Here is an 18,414-nt window from a genome sequence, read left to right on the forward strand (position 1 = left end):
GAGAAATGATTTCAAGCCATAGAAGTGATCCTGCTTCCAGTCTTTCGCGAGCGGGTGGTCGTGGCACTGAGCACAACTGATGTTCACGCCGAAGAACAAGCTGCTGACGTCGTTGGTCAGCCGATCGTGATCGCGCATCCGTGTCTTTAAGAAATCGACGGCGGGCTTCTTCGCGGCGGGGAGTTCATCGACGAGCAGTAGTTCTCGAAACATCCGATCCCAAGTGCGTCCTTCGCCGAACGCTTCGACTAGGTAGCCGCGGAGGCTTCCTTGGCCTTGCATGAGCATCCAATCGAATTCGTTCACCTGATGCTCGACGAACTCCGTCGACCCGATCAATCGGTCGACGAGTTGCTCGCGCTTATTCGGAGCCTTCGATAACAGATAGTCGTGCAGTTCGACCGACGTCGGGACTCGGCCCAGCAGGTCGAGCGTGATTCGGCGCACAAGATTGGCGTCGTCGATCTGGCCGGCCGGTGTCGTTTTGGCTGCCGTTAACTTCTCGTCGATGTAACGATCGACCACTTCGGCGATCGGACGATCGGCGGGGGGAAGCTTACCAAGCGGGACGTCGACGCGCGCGGAGCTTGAAACGGAAACCGTCGTCGCCTTAACGCCGCTCTTCGTTTCCGCATTCGACACGGCCGAGAAACACCATAGCGCAATCAGCGCGCAAGCGACGACAAAGCGTCGTAGATGGATACGACTTCGCATGGTAGTAAAGCAGGGGTGGTGGCGGGCTCATCGACGCATGACTTTCATCCGGCTTGAGAAACTCAAGACACAAACGAACGACACGAAACCGGTGAGGTGAATGGGCAGGGTGCGATCGGGCGGGGAAGCAATTCAGGCTCTGAACGAGGCTCGAATCGTCTTCGTACATTGCTTGCACGTCGATCGATCAAAGCTTGATTATCTTAGCCGTTTTCGACCGCGGAAGCCAGCGAATTTCGCACGTACCCAGAGTCGCCCCCCCCCATTGTGCGACTAATCGGGGAGCGTCGGCAGACGCCCGATCACGATGAGCCCGACTGTTGCCAAGCCGACCGTGACGAACGTCGCGACTCGGGACATGGAAACGATTGCGAGCGATAGCGCGACGGTTGCGGCCACCGCAATGCAACTCGCGATCTACACACGTCGCCGCACGCCCCGCTGCCGATGCCCATCCCGAAGCCCGGGACCGCACGAGCGCGCACGCAGCAGTCGCTCGTTCAGCGCGGGGGAACTGCGCAATAAGAAAAAACTCGTTAATAAAAGAAACGGCACGGTCGGCACCCCCGGCAACAGGATGCCGACGATACTGAGCCCGAAGAACAATCCCGCAGCCGCGAGATAGAGCACACGACGCATACCTCGCAGCGGCTTGATCGACGAACCCTCGGTCGGTGGTTCCCGATCGAAAGCTGGATCCTGCGGATCGAGTCGGTCGCTCATTCACTCACCGCAGCTTCATGCAAAAAGGGCATGCGCCGAACGGAATGCGTCAACGACGGACGTCGGCAGCTCCGGCCGCCGTCGCTGCGGCTTGCTTGGGTACGAATTGATAAACCTTAAGATGATCCATCGAAGCCAGCAACCGCTCGTTCTTCTGATAGTACGCGAACGGATAGGTTTCCTGAGCCACTAAATCGTACTTCGTTTGCATCTCCGCAGCCCATTTTCGCTCGATCGCCGGGTCGTACGGAAAATGTTCGGACGTGTAGAAAACGCAACGGAGCGGATGCGCGTTGCTGATTCGATCCCAATGCACCGGCTCGTTCCGTCGATGTCGGGGGGAATAGATCTTCTGATTGCACAAGTACATCGCCGTCCAATTGAGCTCTTTCATCACGCTCGGCTCGAAAAACTGCTTTTGATCGGACATCACACAGCAGATCTCATTCTCGAACGACGCGTTGAACCAGAACCAACGTGCGAAGTCGCGATGTCGAACGTCGCTCAGCGTCTTCGCCGGATGCAGTACATCGTAAGCGACCTCTCCCGTGCCGATGAGCGCTAGCGTCGCCGCGGCGAGGCGAAAGACCGGTAGCAGCGAAGCTTGGCGTCGCGCACACCAAGCCACGCAGACCGCGAGACCGTAGCCGGCCATCAAGCAGATCGGGCCTGCCGAATAATGCACGAGCTTCGGGTGACCGCCGTAGGGATAACGATGCAACGCCGCGGCGATCATGTTCAAGCCGAGCGGCAGCAAGCACAGCCCAACGAGATCGCGCCGACGGGTTCGATACCACATTACGACCGCTACGACGACCCAAGTGAACGTCAGGATGCTTCCACCCCGTTTGCCGCCGAGGGGATAACTGAGCCACGATCCGACATGGACATTGATAAACCAAAACGGCAGCTTCCACGGTTCCGACAATGGAGGAAACGACTCCTTCCAAAACTCCGTCATGAACGGAAGCTCGGCAGTGCTTTGCGAACCGACCGTAAGCAGAAAGAAGCCGAGAAAGGCGAGGCATGTCGCGGCATTGAAAGCAAACCAAGCCGACCAGCCTCCGACGCTGCGGGTGCGCCATAGCATCGGAATCAGCCATAAGCCCAAGCCGCCGGCGACGAACGCGGCGGGATACGACATGCCGATCGCAAGCGGCGCAAGTGCGGCCAGAAACCAACCCCATCGCGATTGCTCGGGCTTGAGTCGCCACTCGATTGCGCCAGCCATCAGCAGCAGTCCGAATAGCAGATCGGTTCCGTAAGGCTTCGCTTCAGCCGAATATCGAATGCAAGGATAAGCGACGGAAAAGATCGCGACGGCCGTCAGCAGCGCCACGCCCGACAGCAGCCGTTTCGCGATGTGACGGAACAACAACAGAGTAGCGATGCCGCTGACGAGCGCCGGGAAGCGCATGGCATATTCGTTGTACCCGAACCAGTCGATCATCGTCCGCTCGAGCCAGAGATACAACAGCGGAGCGACTTGATGAAAGTCCAACGGCTGCATCAGTTCGCCGTAACCACGGTCGATCAGATTCACCATGAGAAAACATTCGTCGTCCCAGAGAGGGAAGCAGAGCAAATAGCGCGTAATGCGCGCCGCCAGCCCGAGAGCCACCAACATCCAAACCCAGCGATCGAGAGTGCGCGAATCGATCGGCTCGCGCTCGGACGATAAAGCGGCAGCCGGCGAAAAAGAGCTCAGGTTCATAGGGATCTCGCGACTTCCATGTCGACTTTTTAAGATAAAACGGTGCGGGATCGTATCGCACCGGCCGCCCAGGGACAATCTCAACCGGCAAGCAACGCAACGGCTGCGCGCATCGCGCGACCGAAGCAGGGCGACGACCGGTCTTCATCGGCAAGCGATCGAGTTAGGCAGCGACGACGATCGGCTTCGGGTTCTGCAAGCCACGCCGATACCGCCAGATGCACCACAGAGCGCGAAAACCGTCGCGCCAGGTGATCTTCTTCCCTTCGGCATAAGTGCGGCCGCGATAGCTGATCGGGCGCTCGTAGATGCGAATGCCGGGGATGCTTGCGGCTTTGGCCGTGAGTTCCGGTTCCGTTCCGAAACGCATTTCTTGCAGCGTCGGGTGGATCTGAGCGAGCACCTCGCGACGAAACGCCTTATAGCATGTTTCCATGTCGGTCAGGTTGAGGTTCGTCATCATGTTCGACAGCAGCGTCAGCACGGAGTTGCCGACGGAGTGCCAGAAGTACAGCACGCGCTGCTCGTCCCCCATGAAGCGGCTGCCGAAAACGACGTCGGCTTCGTTTTCGACGATCGGCTGAATGAGCTTGCCGAACTCCATCGGGTCGTATTCCAAATCGGCATCTTGGACGATCACGACATCGCCGGTAGCTTTGGCAAAGCCGGTTTGCAGCGCCGCTCCTTTGCCTTGATTGCGCTCGTGAAACACGATGCGCAAATCCGGCTCGCTGCGCAGCGAATCGAGAATCTGGCGAGTGCCGTCGGTGCTCCCGTCGTCGACGAGAATGATTTCCGTCGGCAGGCCGCACGCACGTACGCGCCGCAACACTTCCAGCACGGTGTTGCGTTCGTTGTAAACCGGAATCACGACGGAAAGCACAAAACCTTCCGGCAAACGATAGATCCCTAGTTTGCGAGCCGCGGGCCCTAGTAGGCGTAGCAGCAATTCTTTGTGTGCGGCGGCATCAGGCGCAGCTTCCAGCAGCTCGCCGAGCGTACAGTTCATCAAATCCATCGCGAATAACTCTCTGCCGAATTCCGTTTCGATCGAAAGCGATCTCCCGATCCTCATCCCCTTAACGGCCGAGATTATAGCGAGGAGCCGATTTTTCCGGAGGGTCGATTTCCCCCTGTTTCAGGCGATTTCGACAGCAAAAAAGGGACGGTATCGGCTTGCCGGCTGGAAACGGCTCGCTGCAATTACGAAATGTCCAACGAGGTCTGTTTCGTTTTGAGGAGACATCGCAGCACCTCGGCTACGCTCCACGCTTGCGCAATACACCCGCGCGGATGATACGGCGCTTCCGCATCGAACACTTCGCTGATCGAGCCGACGCAAGCCTCGCTCAAGTGGTTCTCGAAGCCCGCTAGCAGTTCATGCGCCTTCGCGGTCTCGCCGGGATAGACCTTGAGCCAAGCATCGATATACGGACCGATGAGCCAGGCCCAAACCGTCCCCTGATGATAAGCGGCGTCCCGCGCGCGGAGATCGCCGTCGTATGTCGGTTTGTAATCGGGATGTCCCGGCGCGAGGCTGCGCAACCCGACCGGCGTCAGCAAATGCTTCGTCACTTGCTCCAGCACCGGTTGCCAGCGAGAGGGATGCAAGATCGGATGGGCCAACGAGAACGCGAACAGCTGATTCGGCCGAAGCGCCGCATCGTCCCCTTGTTCACCGTCGACGACGTCGTAGAGATAGCCACCTTGCTCGTACCAAAAGCGTTTTTGAAACGAGACGGCGCACTTCTCCGCATGCCCAGCGAGAATTTGCGATTCGGCTTCGTCGCCGGCTTCACGCGTCCAGCGCTCGATGAGTCGCAAGGCGTTGTACCAGAGCGCATTGATCTCGACCGCCTTGCCGCGCCGCGGCGTCACGACCCAATCGCCGACCTTGGCATCCATCCAAGTGAGCTGATAACCGTCTTGCCCTTGGCTCAACAAGCCATCATCGGGATCGACGTGAATGCCGTAGTGCGTGCCGCGCACATGCTGCGCGACGATCTCGCGCAACGTCGGCAGCAGTTGGGCCAGCGTTTCGGTGTCGCCGGTCGTTTGCACGTACCTGTCGAGAGCGTGGAAGTACCAGAGCGTGGCGTCGGCCGTATGGTAGAGACCTTCTTTCTGGCCTTCGGGAAACAAATTGGGAATGAGCCCGTCGCGCACGTAGCGACCGAACGTTCGGAGCAAATAGCCGGCCTCTTCGTGGCGGCCCGTCGCAACGGTCAGCCCTTCGAGGCTGATCATCGTGTCGCGTCCCCAATCGGTAAACCAATGGTAGCCGGCGATGACGGTTCGTGCGTGGTCTCCCGTCGCCTGAGCAACGGCCCGATCGGCTACGCGCGTGCTCGGGCGGATAATGAACTGGTCGGCGGCGAGAACCAACTCGGCAGCGAAGTCGGTTCGATCTCCCAGCTTCGCCTGGCGCACGAGTCGCTTCCGGCGCTTCACTTCCGAGTCCCAAATCTCCGACGGCGCGACGGCCAAGATCGTGTCCCAATCTTCCGTCGAGCCGACCAACGTCGCTTCGTCACCTTCGGCCAGATCGGTTCGGTAATAGCCTGGGCACCAAACCGTTCCTTCGAATTCGTAGCCACGGGCGCGTTCGATGCGATAATGCAGCCTTCGCGTTCGTCCCCCGTCGAGCACCAAGCTGGCTTCCGGCGCTACGATATGCATCCGCAAAGCCGGCGCTCCCTCCGTGCGTACTTCAATGCGTCGCTCGATCGAAGTCAGCGTGTAAGGATTTGAAAATCCTCCGATGACCGGCGCCTCATGCGGTCGAAAATGGAACGACGGGCGCAGCCGGAGGCGAATCGGCTGCGGAGCGGAAATGACTTTATAGGTAATGAAGACCGTGTTTTGCAGGTAAGGGAGTACGACCCGTTTTTCAAAAATATAGTCGCCGCTCTGATACCGCCAGACGGGCAGGTTCGCTTCAAGATGGAACTCGCCGACCAAGCTTTGCGAGGGACCGAAAGCCCCTTCGTTGAGCGGCTCGTCGGAATCCAATCGCAAGATCTTACGATCCGCGAACTTCACTTCTTCGCCGAGATGATTGAACATTACGACGCGCCCGAGCGGCGCCGGTAGCGCGGCGATGAGTAAACCGTGATAACGGCGCGTACATGCACCCGAGACAGTGCCGGAGGCATAGCCGCCGAGACCGTTCGTCGCGAGCCATTCTCGATCCAATAACGTCTGCTCGTGGTTTTCTTCCAGCGTCGACCACGACATGCCGCGCGGAATGTTGCTCATCACGTCGTCGCCGGAGCCATCTCGCTCCTCGTCCATTTCTTCATCGATTATCATGGAGTTGTCGGTTTTCATGATCGTTATCCTTCTTTAGGTGCGGCACCGGTATGAGCCTTGACCGGTTTGGATTTTTCGTGAGAGGCACGCAGCACGACGGTCGCCTCGCCGGGAATGCTCCAACCTTGATCCGTCTCCAACGGATGCGTCGAGCCTCCTCCGTAGCGAGGGCTCTCGCTCGACCATTGCAAGGCCCACCCTTTATCGGCAGGGGGTGCCAACAACGGTTCAGGCCCGGGAGCCAAATGTAATTCGCAACCGAAGTTCACAAGCACGAGTCGATCGTCGCCGTCGTTGAAGTAGCGAATCAAAAAACATTCGTGATTCAACACGGCACATTCGAGCAAATCGGCTCGCTGCCGAGCAAACACCGGCTCCTCGCGACGGAGCTTTAAGAGATCCTTATGCAAGTCGTATTGGTGGACGTTCGTCGCACGCTCGGCGAGATTCAACTTGCAGCGCTCGTACACGGCCGGATCATTGGGATCGACCAGCAGAGCTTGTGCCTCGGCCGTCGCTAAGTCCGGGAACTGTTCCAAGAATTTCGCTCGTCCAACCTTCACTTGCTTGCCGGAGTCGCCGGGAAAGTCGCAAAAGTAAAAGAACGGAGTCGATGCGCAGAACTCCTGCCCTTGGAAGAAGAGCGGAGTTTGCGGAGCGAGCAACCACAGCGCGGTCATGGCGCGATAGCGGCCGGGACTCGTCGCCTTATGAACCCGTTCTCCGTCTCCCGAGTTCGCCACCTGATCGTGGTTTTGCAGAAACGTGATGAACGAGATCGCCGGAAAGCCGGTCGTCGGCGTGCCGCGCGGGGCCTCTTGCCAGCGCGAGCGTTGCCCTTGGTAGAGAAACCCTCGCTTGACCGCCGCAGCGAATTCATAAGCGGTGCCGAGATAGTCGGAATAGTAAGCCGGATTCTTACCCGTGAGGCGAACCATCGCTGCATGATGGAAATCATCGTTCCATAGCGCATGCATCCCGTTGCCGCCGGCCTCGACGGTGCGCACCTGCCGCATATCTTGCGGCTCGTTCTCAGCGCAGAAGAACAGCGAGCGCTCGCCCGCGGCTTGCTTGGCCGCTTCCGTTGCCGCGCCAAGAATATGACATGGCGAGGCATCGAATACGGACTGCGTCGCATCGAAGCGATAGCCGTCGAGATGGAATTCGTCGATCCAATACCGCGCATTAGCCAGGAAGAATTCACGAACCGGTTGCGCCGCCTCCCCTTCGAAGGCGATCGCGGCGGCCCATTCATTGCGATACTTCGTCGTGTAAAAATGGTCGGTATATTCGCCGACGTAATTCTGGAAGTTGCCGAGATGATTGTAGACGACATCGAGAATCACGCCGAGCCCGAGGGCATGCGCCTGATCGACGAACCGGCGGAAGTCATCCGGTTCGCCGTAAAGCCGCGTAGGTGCGAACATGGAAACGCCGTCGTATCCCCAACCCCACTCGCCGGCGAAATCGGCGACGGGCATCACTTCGAGCAGCGTGATCCCGGCGGATTTCAACTCGGCAAGTTCGCGCGACGCGGCAGCCCAAGTTCCTTCCGGCGTGAATGTGCCGATGTGCATTTCATAAATCACTTGCCCGAGCGGGCCGACTCCCTTCCAAGCGGCGTCGGTCCACTTGAAAGCATGCCCATCAACCACTTGCGACAGCTCCGCAGGGCCCTGGGGTTGAAATCGCGAAGCCGGATCGGGAAAGATTGGCGAGTCGCCATCGAGCCGATATCCATAGCGCGCGCCGATCGGAACTTGCTCGACGCTTCCGGAGAAATAACCTCCCGCTTCGGACTCAAGTTCGACGAAGCGAAAATCTCCGGCTTTCGACTTGCGAGTCGCTTGATCGACCTTAGCAATGGCGACTTCGACCCGTCGACGCTTCGGAGCCCAAACGCGAAAATGAACCTCGTTCGCTGCAATAGGCTCCGCACCGATCGGCAGCCGACGTGCCACATCGCGAGTCGGGCTCACGTGCATCGGAACCGTTTTATTTTTAGGAGCAGGAAGTGAAGCTGCCGACATGATCGATGATCTCGGGTGATTGGTTTCAATCGGCGCGGGCTACTTCGCCTTGTGCGGAAAATTTCTAAGTGCCGGATCGTCTTCATGGCGACCGGACGACATTCGATAGCCTTCTTCGAGACTCTCTTCGGGACGTGCCGCACAGCCCCCCTGAAAGCGATCCTCGCCCAGTTCCTCATTTACAAACGCGCTAGTCGACTGAGCATCGGCACGAGCAACTTGTCGATAGAGGCCCAAGAGCAAGAGCGTTGGTGCCCAAAGTCCGACAAAGCGTGCGGCTTTCGATCGGCCTGCGAGTTCCAAACCGAGCGCTAATCCCATCGAGGCCAGCGCGCCACTCAAAATCGGCTCAGCCGTGATCTGCCGTAAGAGGCGATCAAGCGGCGACGAATTGCCAATGCCGCGCCGCACGTCGGCATTCGCTCCTTCCGATGAGTGCGACATCGCAAAATCCTCCTGACATGCGTTTCAGCTGAGGCCGTATCGAATGACGCCGTAGGGCATTCGAATTGCAAAACGTATGCCGCTACGTTTCCGCGTTTGCCGTGAAAGCGCCAGCGCATCACTACCGAGAGGAACGACTGCTTCTTTTTCGATCCTAAAGCTTAATGCCGCGTATCGTTGCCGCCCCGTTTCGCGCTTGGTCGCCGAACGCTCATGTCGGCTCTGCGACATCCATTTCCGTTCGATGAATCCATATGCAGGGCTCGGCAAGCCGGCAACGGCCATACGGCACGACGTTTGCAATCGCTCGGGTCCAACTCAATCGCCCACACTCTTCAGTAAGAATTTCTCGCGCGCAAGCGCTTCGCTCATAAGGATGACACCCATGCGAGTTTGGCCTGGACGCCCGTATCCGTTGGGAGCGACATTCGATGGTTCCGGCGTCAACTTCGCTCTGTTCTCCGAGAATGCCACGAAGGTCGAACTTTGTTTCTTCAACGAGCCCGACGACAAAGAACCTGCGGAAACGCTCGAACTTAAAGAACACACCGACTTAGTTTGGCACTGCTACCTTCCCGATACCATCCCGGGCCAACTCTACGGCTATCGCGTTTACGGCCCTTACGAGCCCGAGAAAGGTCATCGCTTCAATCCGAACAAAATCTTGCTCGACCCTTATGCACGGGCCATCGGTCGCGATCTTCGTTGGTCGGATGAACTGTTCGGCTATAAGATCGGCGACGAAGCGAGCGACCTGTCGTTCGACAATCGCGATAGCGCCCCATACGCGCCGCTCGCGCAGGTCGTCGACACGGCGTTTACCTGGGGCGACGATCGTCCGCTCCGCACGCCGTGGCATAAGACCCTGATCTACGAACTCCACGTCAAAGGTTTTACGCAACTCAATCCGCTCGTGCCGGAGAAGCTGCGCGGCACCTATGCCGGCCTCGCTTCCGAAGCGCCGATCGAACATCTCAAGAGTCTCGGCGTCACGGCGGTCGAGTTGCTCCCCGTGCAGCACCGCATGGACGACCGACATCTGGTCGAAAAAGGGCTCACGAACTACTGGGGCTATAACACGCTGGCGTTCTTCGCACCGGATGCGCGCTATGTGTCGACGCACATTCAGCAGCCCGCCGTGCAGCAATTCAAGATGATGGTTCGTTCGCTGCACGCGGCCGGCATCGAAGTGATTCTCGACGTCGTTTACAACCACACAGCCGAAGGAAATCAAAACGGCCCGACCCTCTCCATGCGCGGGATCGACAACGCGGCTTACTATCGACTGTCGCCGGAAAGCCCGCGGCACTACATGGACTTCACCGGTTGCGGCAACACGATGAGCATGCGCCATCCGCGCGTCTTGCAACTCATCATGGATAGCCTCCGTTATTGGGTCTTGGAGATGCACGTCGATGGCTTCCGCTTCGACCTTGCCAGCACGCTCGCTCGCGAGCTCTATGAAGTGAACAAGCTTAGCGCGTTCTTTGAAATCATCGCGCAAGATCCGATTCTTTCGCAGGTGAAACTAGTGGACGAGCCGTGGGACGTAGGTGACGGCGGCTACCAAGTCGGCAACTTCCCGGTCTTGTGGAGCGAATGGAACGGCCGCTACCGCGACACGATCCGGAGCTTTTGGAAGGGCGACGGCGGTCTGCTCTGCGACTTCGCTACCCGCATGGCAGGCAGCAGCGATCTTTACGAAGTCGGCGGACGGCGACCGTATGCGAGCATGAACTTCATCACTTGCCACGACGGCTTTTCGCTCGAAGACCTCGTGAGCTACAACGAAAAACACAACGACGCCAACGGCGAAGGGAACCGCGACGGCGCGAGCAACAACGATAGTTGGAACTGCGGCATCGAAGGTCCGACCGAGGATGCGGAGATCAAGAAACTCCGCGCACAGCAGAAGCGCAACCTCATCGCGACCCTTCTTCTCTCACAGGGCGTGCCGATGATCCTCGGCGGCGACGAACTCGGCCACACGCAAAACGGCAACAACAACACTTATTGCCACGACAGCGAACTGACGTGGCTCAAATGGGATCTCAACGACGAACAAACGGAGTTTCTCAACTTCGTCCGCTCGGTCGTTCGGATCTGGCAAGAGCAGCCGGTGTTTCAACGCCGCAACTTTTTCCTCGGACGGAGTATTCGCGACTCCGAGGTGAAAGACATCTCCTGGCTCGAACCCTCCGGTGAAGAGATGACCGACGAAGCTTGGAACGCAGGCTTCGCCCGTTGCCTCGGCATGCGGCTCGCCGGCGATATCATCGGCGACGTCGACGACCGCGGTGATCCGATCGTCGGCGACACTTTGCTAGTGCTGCTCAACGCACATCACGAAGCGATTCCGTTTCATCTGCCGCTGACGAAGGGAAAAACTCCTTGGGAGCCGCTGCTCGACACGGCTCGACCGGATGGAAATCTGGAAGACCTTCCTGACGGCGGCGAATACCAACTCGCCGGCCGCTCGATGGCCGTATTCCTCACGAAGCTTTCGACGGAAATCATCCCCGAGGAGTCGGAACGGACTAATAAATCGAAAACGGCAGAGACGAAGAAACCCGAAGGCCCCGCCGCCGAGATTCCACCAGGACGACGCACGATCGAAGCTAGCGGCGTACTCATCACGCCGGTAGACGATCGCCCCTCGTTCTCGTCGGCCTGAGGCGATACGTGAGCGACAACTTCAATCACGTTGCCGTTAAAAAGTCGCTCTATCCGGTCGTCAGTGCTGCGCGGGTCTCATAAGTTCGCTGCTCGCTGCCGGCTGATGCTTCCGCCGTCGCGATTTGATACAGCTCTTGACCGACCGGCGTCGGGTATTGCCCCGTAACACACGCCTGGCAAAGCTGATTCGGCAACATCTTCACGGCATGAGCGATCGAGCTGACCGGAAGATAGCGCAGCGAATCGGCTCCGAGGAGCTTAGCCATCTTATCTTGCGCTTCGATCGTCAAGTTCCCTTGGTCGAGGAACTTCGGCGCAAACAATTCGCCGATCGTCGACATATCGATCCCGTAAAAACAGGGGGCGATAATCGGCGGACAGGCGATCCGAACGTGAATCTCTTTCGCGTGGCCGAGTTCGCGAATCCGCTTCAAAAGCACCTTCATCGTCGTCGAGCGCACGATCGAATCTTCGACCAGCAGAACGCGTTTACCTTCGAGCACTTCGCGCAGCGGGGTGTATTTGCTTTCCGCTTTGTTCTTCCGCGTGCTGGCCCCTTCGATGAAGGTTCGCCCTGAATAGCGGTTGCGGATCAACCCTTCACGCGACGGAATGTTGAGCCGATACGCCATCGAGTCGGCCGCGGCCTTGCTCGTGTCGGGCACCGGGACGACGATCGTGTTGTCGTCCATCTTCAACGGTTCGAGCCGCGCGAGTTCTTCGCCGAGCCGCGTCCGTGTCAGGTACACGCTGCGGTCGTCCATCGTACTCGCGACGTTCGCGAAATAGATCCACTCGAAGAAGCAGTGCGCACTCCGCGGACTCTCGGCGAAGCGCTCGATGTTGAACTGCCCGTCGATAATCGTGATCGCATGGCCCGGCTCGAGCGACTTAATATTGTCTGCCGCGAAGCCGAGGTTCAACAGCGCCACGCTCTCGCTGGCCGCTGCGAACAGCGGACCTTCGAGCGCATAGCACAAAGGCTTGATCCCAAGCGGGTCGCGGGCCAACAGCATGTCACCGCTGGCGTTGAGCAAGGCCAGACTGTACGCGCCGTCGAGCTTCTTCGCGATGTTGCGCATCGCCTCGACCATGCCGGTACGCAAATCGCCCGACCATTGCCGACCGATCTCGTGCATCAAGATTTCGGTATCGGTATCGCGGGCCAAGTGAAAGTCGTCGTGCGCGAGCAATTCGCCCCGCAACTGCTGGTAGTTCGCGATCTGGCCGTTGAAGCCGAACGAGAACCACTTATGTTTCTGAAGATGCTTCCGCTCGAACGGCTGGGCGTAGCGCCGGTCTTCGGCACCGCAAGTGGCGTAGCGCACATGCCCGAGCGCCGCCCTTCCGGCGAACTTCTGCATCAGCGCTTCGGCTTTGTTTCGCCGACTCAGATTGAACACCTCGGTAACGCTGCCGAGTTCCTTATGCGTGTCGAGCAGTTGATCGCGGTTCGGATTGAACGACGTCATGCCCGCCGACAACTGCCCCCGGTTCTGAATGTCGAGCAACATCCGCGGGATGAGCCGCGACGCTTGCTCAGGGCCTTGCTCCGGACAGAGCGGGCTCACGACCCGGCCCGGAAGATGATAAATCGCGGCGATGCCGCATTCGTGATGCAAGTCGCTCATAGAGAGAAACAGACCGTATTAGCGGTCGCCGACCTTTTTGTTCGCGTCGCTAGGAGGGTGCGGAACTTAACGGACGGCGGATCGTTTGCCGCGAGCAAGCCGAGTGGAACATCGACCGCTTGCCATACCGCGGCGCTTACGGCAGATTCGCATCGACGAAGCCATTCTAAGAGCCCGGTACCTTTTTCTCAACCGACCGCGCGGAAATCTCGTCCGTTCCGCTTGTTCGCCCCCACGGTATAGAGGTATTCTCGAACGTTTCCCTCCTTGCGGTGCGACATCGCGGTTTTCCCGCAGCGGTCTCGTCGCTCTGTAAGTCCTTTTTTATCGTCGCGCCTCGCCGGAAAGACCGTTGGTTACTTCTATGTCCGATCCGCTTCGCCGAGAACTGGCAGTTTCCGCAACCACGATGGTCGTTAAAGTCGGCACGCGCACGTTGACGCGCCCCGACGGCTCACTCGACGAATCACGCATCGAAGCCCTGACGATGCAACTGCACATGCTGATGCTCGGCGGGCGGAAAGTCGTGTTGGTCAGCTCCGGCGCGGTCGCTTCCGGCATGGGCCGGCTCGGGCTCACCGAGCGTCCGCGCGACCTGCCGAAGCTTCAAGCGGTCGCCGCCGTCGGTCAATCGTACCTCGTGCAAACCTATGATCGGCTGTTTCGCGTCGTCGGGCGACAAGCGGCCCAAGTGCTGCTTACGGCCGACGATCTCGACGAACGGGCCCGATATTTGAACGTGCGGAACACGCTGCTCACGCTGCTCGAATACGGCGCGGTCCCGATCATCAACGAAAACGACACCGTCAGCACCGAAGAACTGCAAACCACGTTCGGCGATAACGACCGACTGGCGGCGATGGTCACGAATCTGATCCGGGCACCACTGCTGGTGCTGTTGTCCGACGTCGAAGGACTTTTCGACGGCGATCCCCACGACCCGAACTCGAAGCTGATTTCGACGGTGACGAAGCTCGACGATTCGATCTATAGCCTCGTTCGCGATAAGAAAACCGGTCTCTCGAAAGGGGGCATGGGAAGCAAACTCAATGCCGCCCGCGCTGCGACCCTTTCCGGCGAGAACGTCATTATTACCTCGGGCCGCGACTTCGGGGTGCTTTCTCGGATCGCGGCGGGCGAGAACGTCGGCACGTTGTTCGTCGCCCAAGGGCAAGCGATTACTTCTTGGAAGCGCTGGCTCGGCTTCACGGCACAGCCGCGCGGAGTGCTCGTGCTCGACGAAGGAGCGCGTAAAGCGGTCGAGAAAGACGGCCGGAGCTTGTTGGCGATCGGCGTCGTCGACGTGCAAGGAGATTTTTCCAAAGGAGATGTCGTCGCCGTGCGCGATCGGGCAGGGGTCGAATTCGCGCGCGGGCTCACGAACTATTCGGCCGTCGAGTGCCTCCGCATCAAGGGGATGAAGACCGACGCGATCGGCACGGCCTTAGGGCATTTTCCGTATCACGAAATCATCCATCGCGACAACATGGCCGTCACGATTTAAGCCGCCTATCGCCTGCATCTCGCGACCCTAGACCACGCCCGGCTCGCGCGGTAGGCTGCTGACGATCTGCCGTTTGGTTTTTGCATCTCACTTCCTCTTCGCCGGATCGGCAACCGATGACTCCGCCCGTCGCACAGCCGCTTGTCGGCATCATCATGGGAAGCAAAAGCGACTGGGAAACGATGCGCCACGCCGACGAGGCTTTGGCGCAGTTCGACGTTGCCCGCGAGTGCCGTATCGTTTCGGCCCATCGCACGCCGCTGCAAATGCAGGAATACGCCTTGGCGGCCGAGGCCCGCGGCCTTGAAGTCATCATCGCGGGTGCCGGAGGCGCAGCTCATCTCCCCGGTATGGTCGCGGCGAATACCATCGTGCCCGTGCTCGGCGTTCCGGTGCAAAGCCACGCGTTGCAAGGGTTGGATTCGCTGCTTTCGATCGTGCAGATGCCCGGCGGAGTGCCGGTCGCGACGTTGGCGATCGGCAAAGCCGGCGCGATCAACGCTGCGTTGCTCGCGGTCGCGATTCTCGGCAACAGCCGGCCCGAGCTGCGCCGCAAGTTAAAAGAGTTTCGCGACGAGCAAATGAAAAAGGTCTTGGGAGACGAACTCACGTGAGCCGTGCTTCTCGTTCCGGCTCGTCGCAAATCTTGCCAGGCTCCACGGTCGGAGTTTTGGGGAGCGGGCAACTCGGTCGGATGTTCGCGATCGCCGCCCGTAGGATGGGCTACCGCGTCCATACCCTCTCGCCCGACGACGATACGCCGACCGGCCAGATCGCCGACCGTGAGGTGCGCGCCGCGTACGACGACCTCGACGCCGTGCGCGACTTCGCTCGCCAAGTCGACGTCGTGACGTTCGAGTTCGAAAACGTCTCGGCAGCCGCGGCGGAAGCGGCCGCGCAGTTCGCTCCGGTTCGCCCCGCCGGCGAAGTGCTGCACATCGCTCAACATCGACTACGTGAGAAGACGTTTCTCAGTAGCAATGGTTTCCCGGTCGCTCCGAACGAAGTCGTGCGCTCGCTCGACGAGCTTCGCCGAGCGCTCGGCCGAATCGGAACGCCCGCCGTGTTGAAGACCTCCGGCTTCGGCTACGACGGCAAAGGACAAGCCAAGATCGAAACACTCGACGAAGCCGAGGCGGCTTGGAAGAAGGTAGCGACCAGCGAAGCGGTGCTCGAAGCGTGGATTCCGTTTCGCGAAGAAGTTTCCGTCGTCGCAGCCCGCGGGCTCGACGGCGAATATGCCGATTTCGGCGTCGTCGGCAACTCGCATCAGCATCATATTCTCGACATCACCGTTGCTCCGGCCGACGTTTCGGACGCGGTGAAGCGCGACGCGACGGCGATCACACGCGCGATCTTAGAGAAGCTGCAAGTGGTCGGCGTGTTGTGCGTCGAGTTTTTTCTCACGCACGACGATCGGCTTATCGTCAACGAACTCGCGCCTCGGCCGCACAACTCCGGACACTTCTCGTTCGACGCTTGCGTGACGAGCCAATTCGAGCAACAGCTTCGAGCCATTTGCGGGCTGCCCCTCGGTTCGACCGAATTGCTGCGACCGGCCGCGATGGCGAATCTGCTCGGTGATGCGTGGTCGGGCGGCGAGCCCGACTGGGCCGCGGCCTGCCGGCTGCCGAACGTGAAGCTGCATCTCTACGGAAAGGCCGAGCCTCGCCCTGGTCGGAAGATGGGGCACCTCACCGCCCTCGGCGCTACGGCGAGCGAAGCGAAGGAAGCGGTCGTAGCGGCTCGCAACGCCTTGAGCAGGCGAAATCATTGAGATCTTTACGGCCTCCCTTTCGGGGTCGCTGCGTATAATAAAAACGGTGTCGGACATGCCCGGCTCGTCTTCCGATCGGCTAACTGGAAACGATGAAGCGTAAAGAACATATCGACCATATTCTGAAGCAGTGGGACTACCAGCCCGGCGAAGTCGACGCACGTCTTGCGCGCGGTGCCGACGGTCGGGAAGTCGTCCAGCTTCGTATCGATATGGGCCTGCTGCAAATGGAAGTGACGGGCCGACCCGACGGCACCCGACCGCAAGGAGCCGAGACGTATCACGACTACCTCATTGCGGCGGCGATTCAAGAAGGGGACGAATTTCAACTAACGGAAGAGCAATGCGCCGAGGCCGATCGGGAGTTCGTGCAATATTATCAGCGGCGACTCTGCTGGCTCGCCCTTCGTGAATACTCGCGGGCCGTGCGCGACGCCGACCACAGCATTACGTTTCTCGACTTCTGCTCGAAGCATTCGCCGAATGAGGAATGGACTTGGTCGCACGAGCAATACCGCCCCTTCATTCTGTTTCACCGGACGCAGGCCGCGGCGATGGCGGCGCTCGACGACGATGGGCCGGAGATCGCGATCGAAGAGTTGAACCAGGGCTTGAACAAGATTCATAGCTTCTTCGAGGAACACGAAGCGGAAGAGAAGTATGAAGACGATGAGCTCGTGTCGCGCTTGAAGAGCCTGCGAGAATCGGTGCGCGACCACTACCATGTCGGTCGCACGCTCGACGAGCGATTGAAAGAAGCGATCGCCGGCGAACAATATGAACTCGCCGCCAAGTTGCGCGATCAGATCTCGATGCGGAAGCGCCCGGAACTCTAAGCTGATCTCGCGTATCGCCGATCACGCATCATCCCGGCGACTTTTCCCACGGCGCAAACTTTGTCGCTGAGCTTGGCACTGCCGGCGATAACACTTGCAAGCACTGCGGCGACTTGCACGCATTTCCCCGGCGTTTCGTCGTCGAATGTCGGGATTACAAGACTTTTGTAACTCCGTGTACAAACGTTCCGACGCACTCATCGCGCGTCGAATTGCATTAACCGCACGGCAATACGGCACTTAGCGCGTTACATGGCTCATTGCAAAAAGATTCTGCACGCTTCGGCACGCTCTTCGCAATAGAGCTATTCCGTTACCCGAGAACAAAAACAAACAACCCTGTCGGATAAGAACTAAGGAGAGTCGACGATGTTGGTACTCACACGGAAGCTGGATCAACAAATTCAAATCGGCGAAGGCATCGTGGTCACGGTGCTGCAAGTGAAAGGGAACTCGGTCAAGATCGGGATCTCGGCCCCGCGCGATGTGCGCGTGTTACGAGGCGAGTTGGAGCCGAAGAACGAAGAAGCCCCGGAACGCAAGATGTCGCCCGTCGATACCACGGCACGCTCGGCTCGGCTCACCGATGAAGAGCGGATGATGTTCGTGAACCCAAGCCCGAACTATGCCTCGGCCGAACGTCTTCGCCCGAACACGAACGACCGCACACTGGATCGGATGACCGATCGCTTAGGCGAAGCTCGGGACGCCTCGAACGGCCGTAGCTTGATGCAACGGGTCGCCGAATCTCCGCTTCGCGGCCTGACGATGGCTCGCCGCTAGTCGACGCTCCACGGGAGCGACTCCCGCACGCTCGCTGAATCTCCAAGCAAAAACCACGGCCGACGGAACTCTCAGGGTTCCGTCGGCCGTTCTCGTTAACTTTCGAGTCGCTGAACGCTCCCGATCTTAAACGGGACTAGAGCGCATTGCAATTAATTGTAGCGGTATCCTGAGTTTCGGAAGTAGTTTCGGCATTCGGATTCTTGGAAGCGGGTGACGAGTTCGCCGCAGCGGCGCCACAAGCCTGCGACGGTTCGCTCCGCCGCGCTG

At 59.3% G+C, this 18,414-nt stretch carries 14 protein-coding genes; 6 read left to right on the plus strand and 8 right to left on the minus strand.

Translation table 11 applies throughout. From position 1 onward, the window contains the following. From K8U03_19575 to K8U03_19605, 7 genes are all read right to left on the minus strand, one after another. Positions 1 to 714 (minus strand): DUF1549 domain-containing protein (locus K8U03_19575; GenBank protein MCE9607090.1); only part of this gene is annotated, 714 nt, incomplete at its 3' end. A 417-nt stretch (positions 715 to 1,131) separates the two neighbouring features. Continuing rightward, positions 1,132 to 1,437, minus strand: a complete 306-nt coding sequence (locus K8U03_19580) for a YbaN family protein (GenBank protein MCE9607091.1) — start codon at positions 1,435 to 1,437, stop codon at positions 1,132 to 1,134. A 49-nt stretch (positions 1,438 to 1,486) separates the two neighbouring features. After that, positions 1,487 to 3,151, minus strand: coding sequence for a glycosyltransferase family 39 protein (locus K8U03_19585; protein MCE9607092.1), 1,665 nt, complete (start codon positions 3,149 to 3,151; stop codon positions 1,487 to 1,489). A 163-nt stretch (positions 3,152 to 3,314) separates the two neighbouring features. Continuing rightward, positions 3,315 to 4,160, minus strand: coding sequence for a glycosyltransferase family 2 protein (locus tag K8U03_19590; GenBank protein MCE9607093.1), 846 nt, complete (start codon positions 4,158 to 4,160; stop codon positions 3,315 to 3,317). A gap of 194 nt (positions 4,161 to 4,354) precedes the next feature. Beyond that, entirely contained in the window at positions 4,355 to 6,409 is a 2,055-nt protein-coding gene (locus tag K8U03_19595; GenBank protein ID MCE9607094.1) for an amylo-alpha-1,6-glucosidase, read from the minus strand. 77 nt (positions 6,410 to 6,486) lie between these two features. Next, positions 6,487 to 8,448: a malto-oligosyltrehalose trehalohydrolase gene (treZ, locus tag K8U03_19600; GenBank protein MCE9607095.1), complete on the minus strand. Its 1,962-nt coding sequence runs from the start codon at positions 8,446 to 8,448 to the stop codon at positions 6,487 to 6,489. An 84-nt stretch (positions 8,449 to 8,532) separates the two neighbouring features. Then, on the minus strand, positions 8,533 to 8,937 hold the full coding sequence (locus K8U03_19605) for a hypothetical protein (GenBank protein ID MCE9607096.1): 405 nt from the start codon (positions 8,935 to 8,937) through the stop codon (positions 8,533 to 8,535). A gap of 385 nt (positions 8,938 to 9,322) precedes the next feature. Here K8U03_19605 and glgX point away from each other — a divergent pair, with 385 nt between their 5' ends. Then, the gene (glgX, locus tag K8U03_19610) at positions 9,323 to 11,611 is read left to right on the plus strand and encodes a glycogen debranching protein GlgX (protein ID MCE9607097.1); all 2,289 of its coding nucleotides are present in this window, start codon (positions 9,323 to 9,325) and stop codon (positions 11,609 to 11,611) included. A 49-nt stretch (positions 11,612 to 11,660) separates the two neighbouring features. Here glgX and K8U03_19615 read toward each other — a convergent pair whose 3' ends face one another. Continuing rightward, positions 11,661 to 13,244: an amidophosphoribosyltransferase gene (locus K8U03_19615; protein MCE9607098.1), complete on the minus strand. Its 1,584-nt coding sequence runs from the start codon at positions 13,242 to 13,244 to the stop codon at positions 11,661 to 11,663. Between the two features lie 364 nt (positions 13,245 to 13,608). Between K8U03_19615 and proB the strand changes: the two genes are divergently transcribed. From proB to K8U03_19640, 5 genes are all read left to right on the plus strand, one after another. After that, entirely contained in the window at positions 13,609 to 14,748 is a 1,140-nt protein-coding gene (gene proB, locus K8U03_19620) for a glutamate 5-kinase (GenBank protein ID MCE9607099.1), read from the plus strand. 116 nt (positions 14,749 to 14,864) lie between these two features. Then, positions 14,865 to 15,362: a 5-(carboxyamino)imidazole ribonucleotide mutase gene (gene purE, locus K8U03_19625; GenBank protein MCE9607100.1), complete on the plus strand. Its 498-nt coding sequence runs from the start codon at positions 14,865 to 14,867 to the stop codon at positions 15,360 to 15,362. Beyond that, positions 15,359 to 16,525 carry a 5-(carboxyamino)imidazole ribonucleotide synthase gene (locus K8U03_19630; GenBank protein MCE9607101.1) on the plus strand — a complete coding sequence of 389 codons (1,167 nt, stop codon included), beginning with the start codon at positions 15,359 to 15,361 and terminating at the stop codon, positions 16,523 to 16,525. Before purE ends, K8U03_19630 begins: the two co-directional genes overlap by 4 nt. A gap of 92 nt (positions 16,526 to 16,617) precedes the next feature. Then, positions 16,618 to 17,361 (plus strand): UvrB/UvrC motif-containing protein, encoded by a 744-nt coding sequence (locus K8U03_19635; GenBank protein MCE9607102.1) that lies wholly within the window; start codon positions 16,618 to 16,620, stop codon positions 17,359 to 17,361. A gap of 369 nt (positions 17,362 to 17,730) precedes the next feature. After that, positions 17,731 to 18,144 (plus strand): carbon storage regulator, encoded by a 414-nt coding sequence (locus K8U03_19640; GenBank protein ID MCE9607103.1) that lies wholly within the window; start codon positions 17,731 to 17,733, stop codon positions 18,142 to 18,144. The last annotated feature ends 270 nt before the right edge of the window (positions 18,145 to 18,414 follow it).

Source organism: Planctomycetia bacterium (assembly GCA_021413845.1).
Lineage (GTDB): Bacteria > Planctomycetota > Planctomycetia > Pirellulales > PNKZ01 > PNKZ01.

Coding starts and splice junctions, on each gene's coding strand:
- K8U03_19580 (MCE9607091.1), bottom strand. CDS start 1,437: ATGAGCGACCGACTCGATCCGCAGGATCCAGCTTTCGATCGGGAACCA.
- K8U03_19585 (MCE9607092.1), bottom strand. CDS start 3,151: ATGAACCTGAGCTCTTTTTCGCCGGCTGCCGCTTTATCGTCCGAGCGC.
- K8U03_19590 (MCE9607093.1), bottom strand. CDS start 4,160: ATGAACTGTACGCTCGGCGAGCTGCTGGAAGCTGCGCCTGATGCCGCC.
- K8U03_19595 (MCE9607094.1), bottom strand. CDS start 6,409: ATGAGCAACATTCCGCGCGGCATGTCGTGGTCGACGCTGGAAGAAAAC.
- treZ (MCE9607095.1), bottom strand. CDS start 8,448: ATGCACGTGAGCCCGACTCGCGATGTGGCACGTCGGCTGCCGATCGGT.
- K8U03_19605 (MCE9607096.1), bottom strand. CDS start 8,937: ATGTCGCACTCATCGGAAGGAGCGAATGCCGACGTGCGGCGCGGCATT.
- glgX (MCE9607097.1), top strand. CDS start 9,323: ATGCGAGTTTGGCCTGGACGCCCGTATCCGTTGGGAGCGACATTCGAT.
- K8U03_19615 (MCE9607098.1), bottom strand. CDS start 13,244: ATGAGCGACTTGCATCACGAATGCGGCATCGCCGCGATTTATCATCTT.
- proB (MCE9607099.1), top strand. CDS start 13,609: ATGTCCGATCCGCTTCGCCGAGAACTGGCAGTTTCCGCAACCACGATG.
- purE (MCE9607100.1), top strand. CDS start 14,865: ATGACTCCGCCCGTCGCACAGCCGCTTGTCGGCATCATCATGGGAAGC.
- K8U03_19635 (MCE9607102.1), top strand. CDS start 16,618: ATGAAGCGTAAAGAACATATCGACCATATTCTGAAGCAGTGGGACTAC.
- K8U03_19640 (MCE9607103.1), top strand. CDS start 17,731: ATGTTGGTACTCACACGGAAGCTGGATCAACAAATTCAAATCGGCGAA.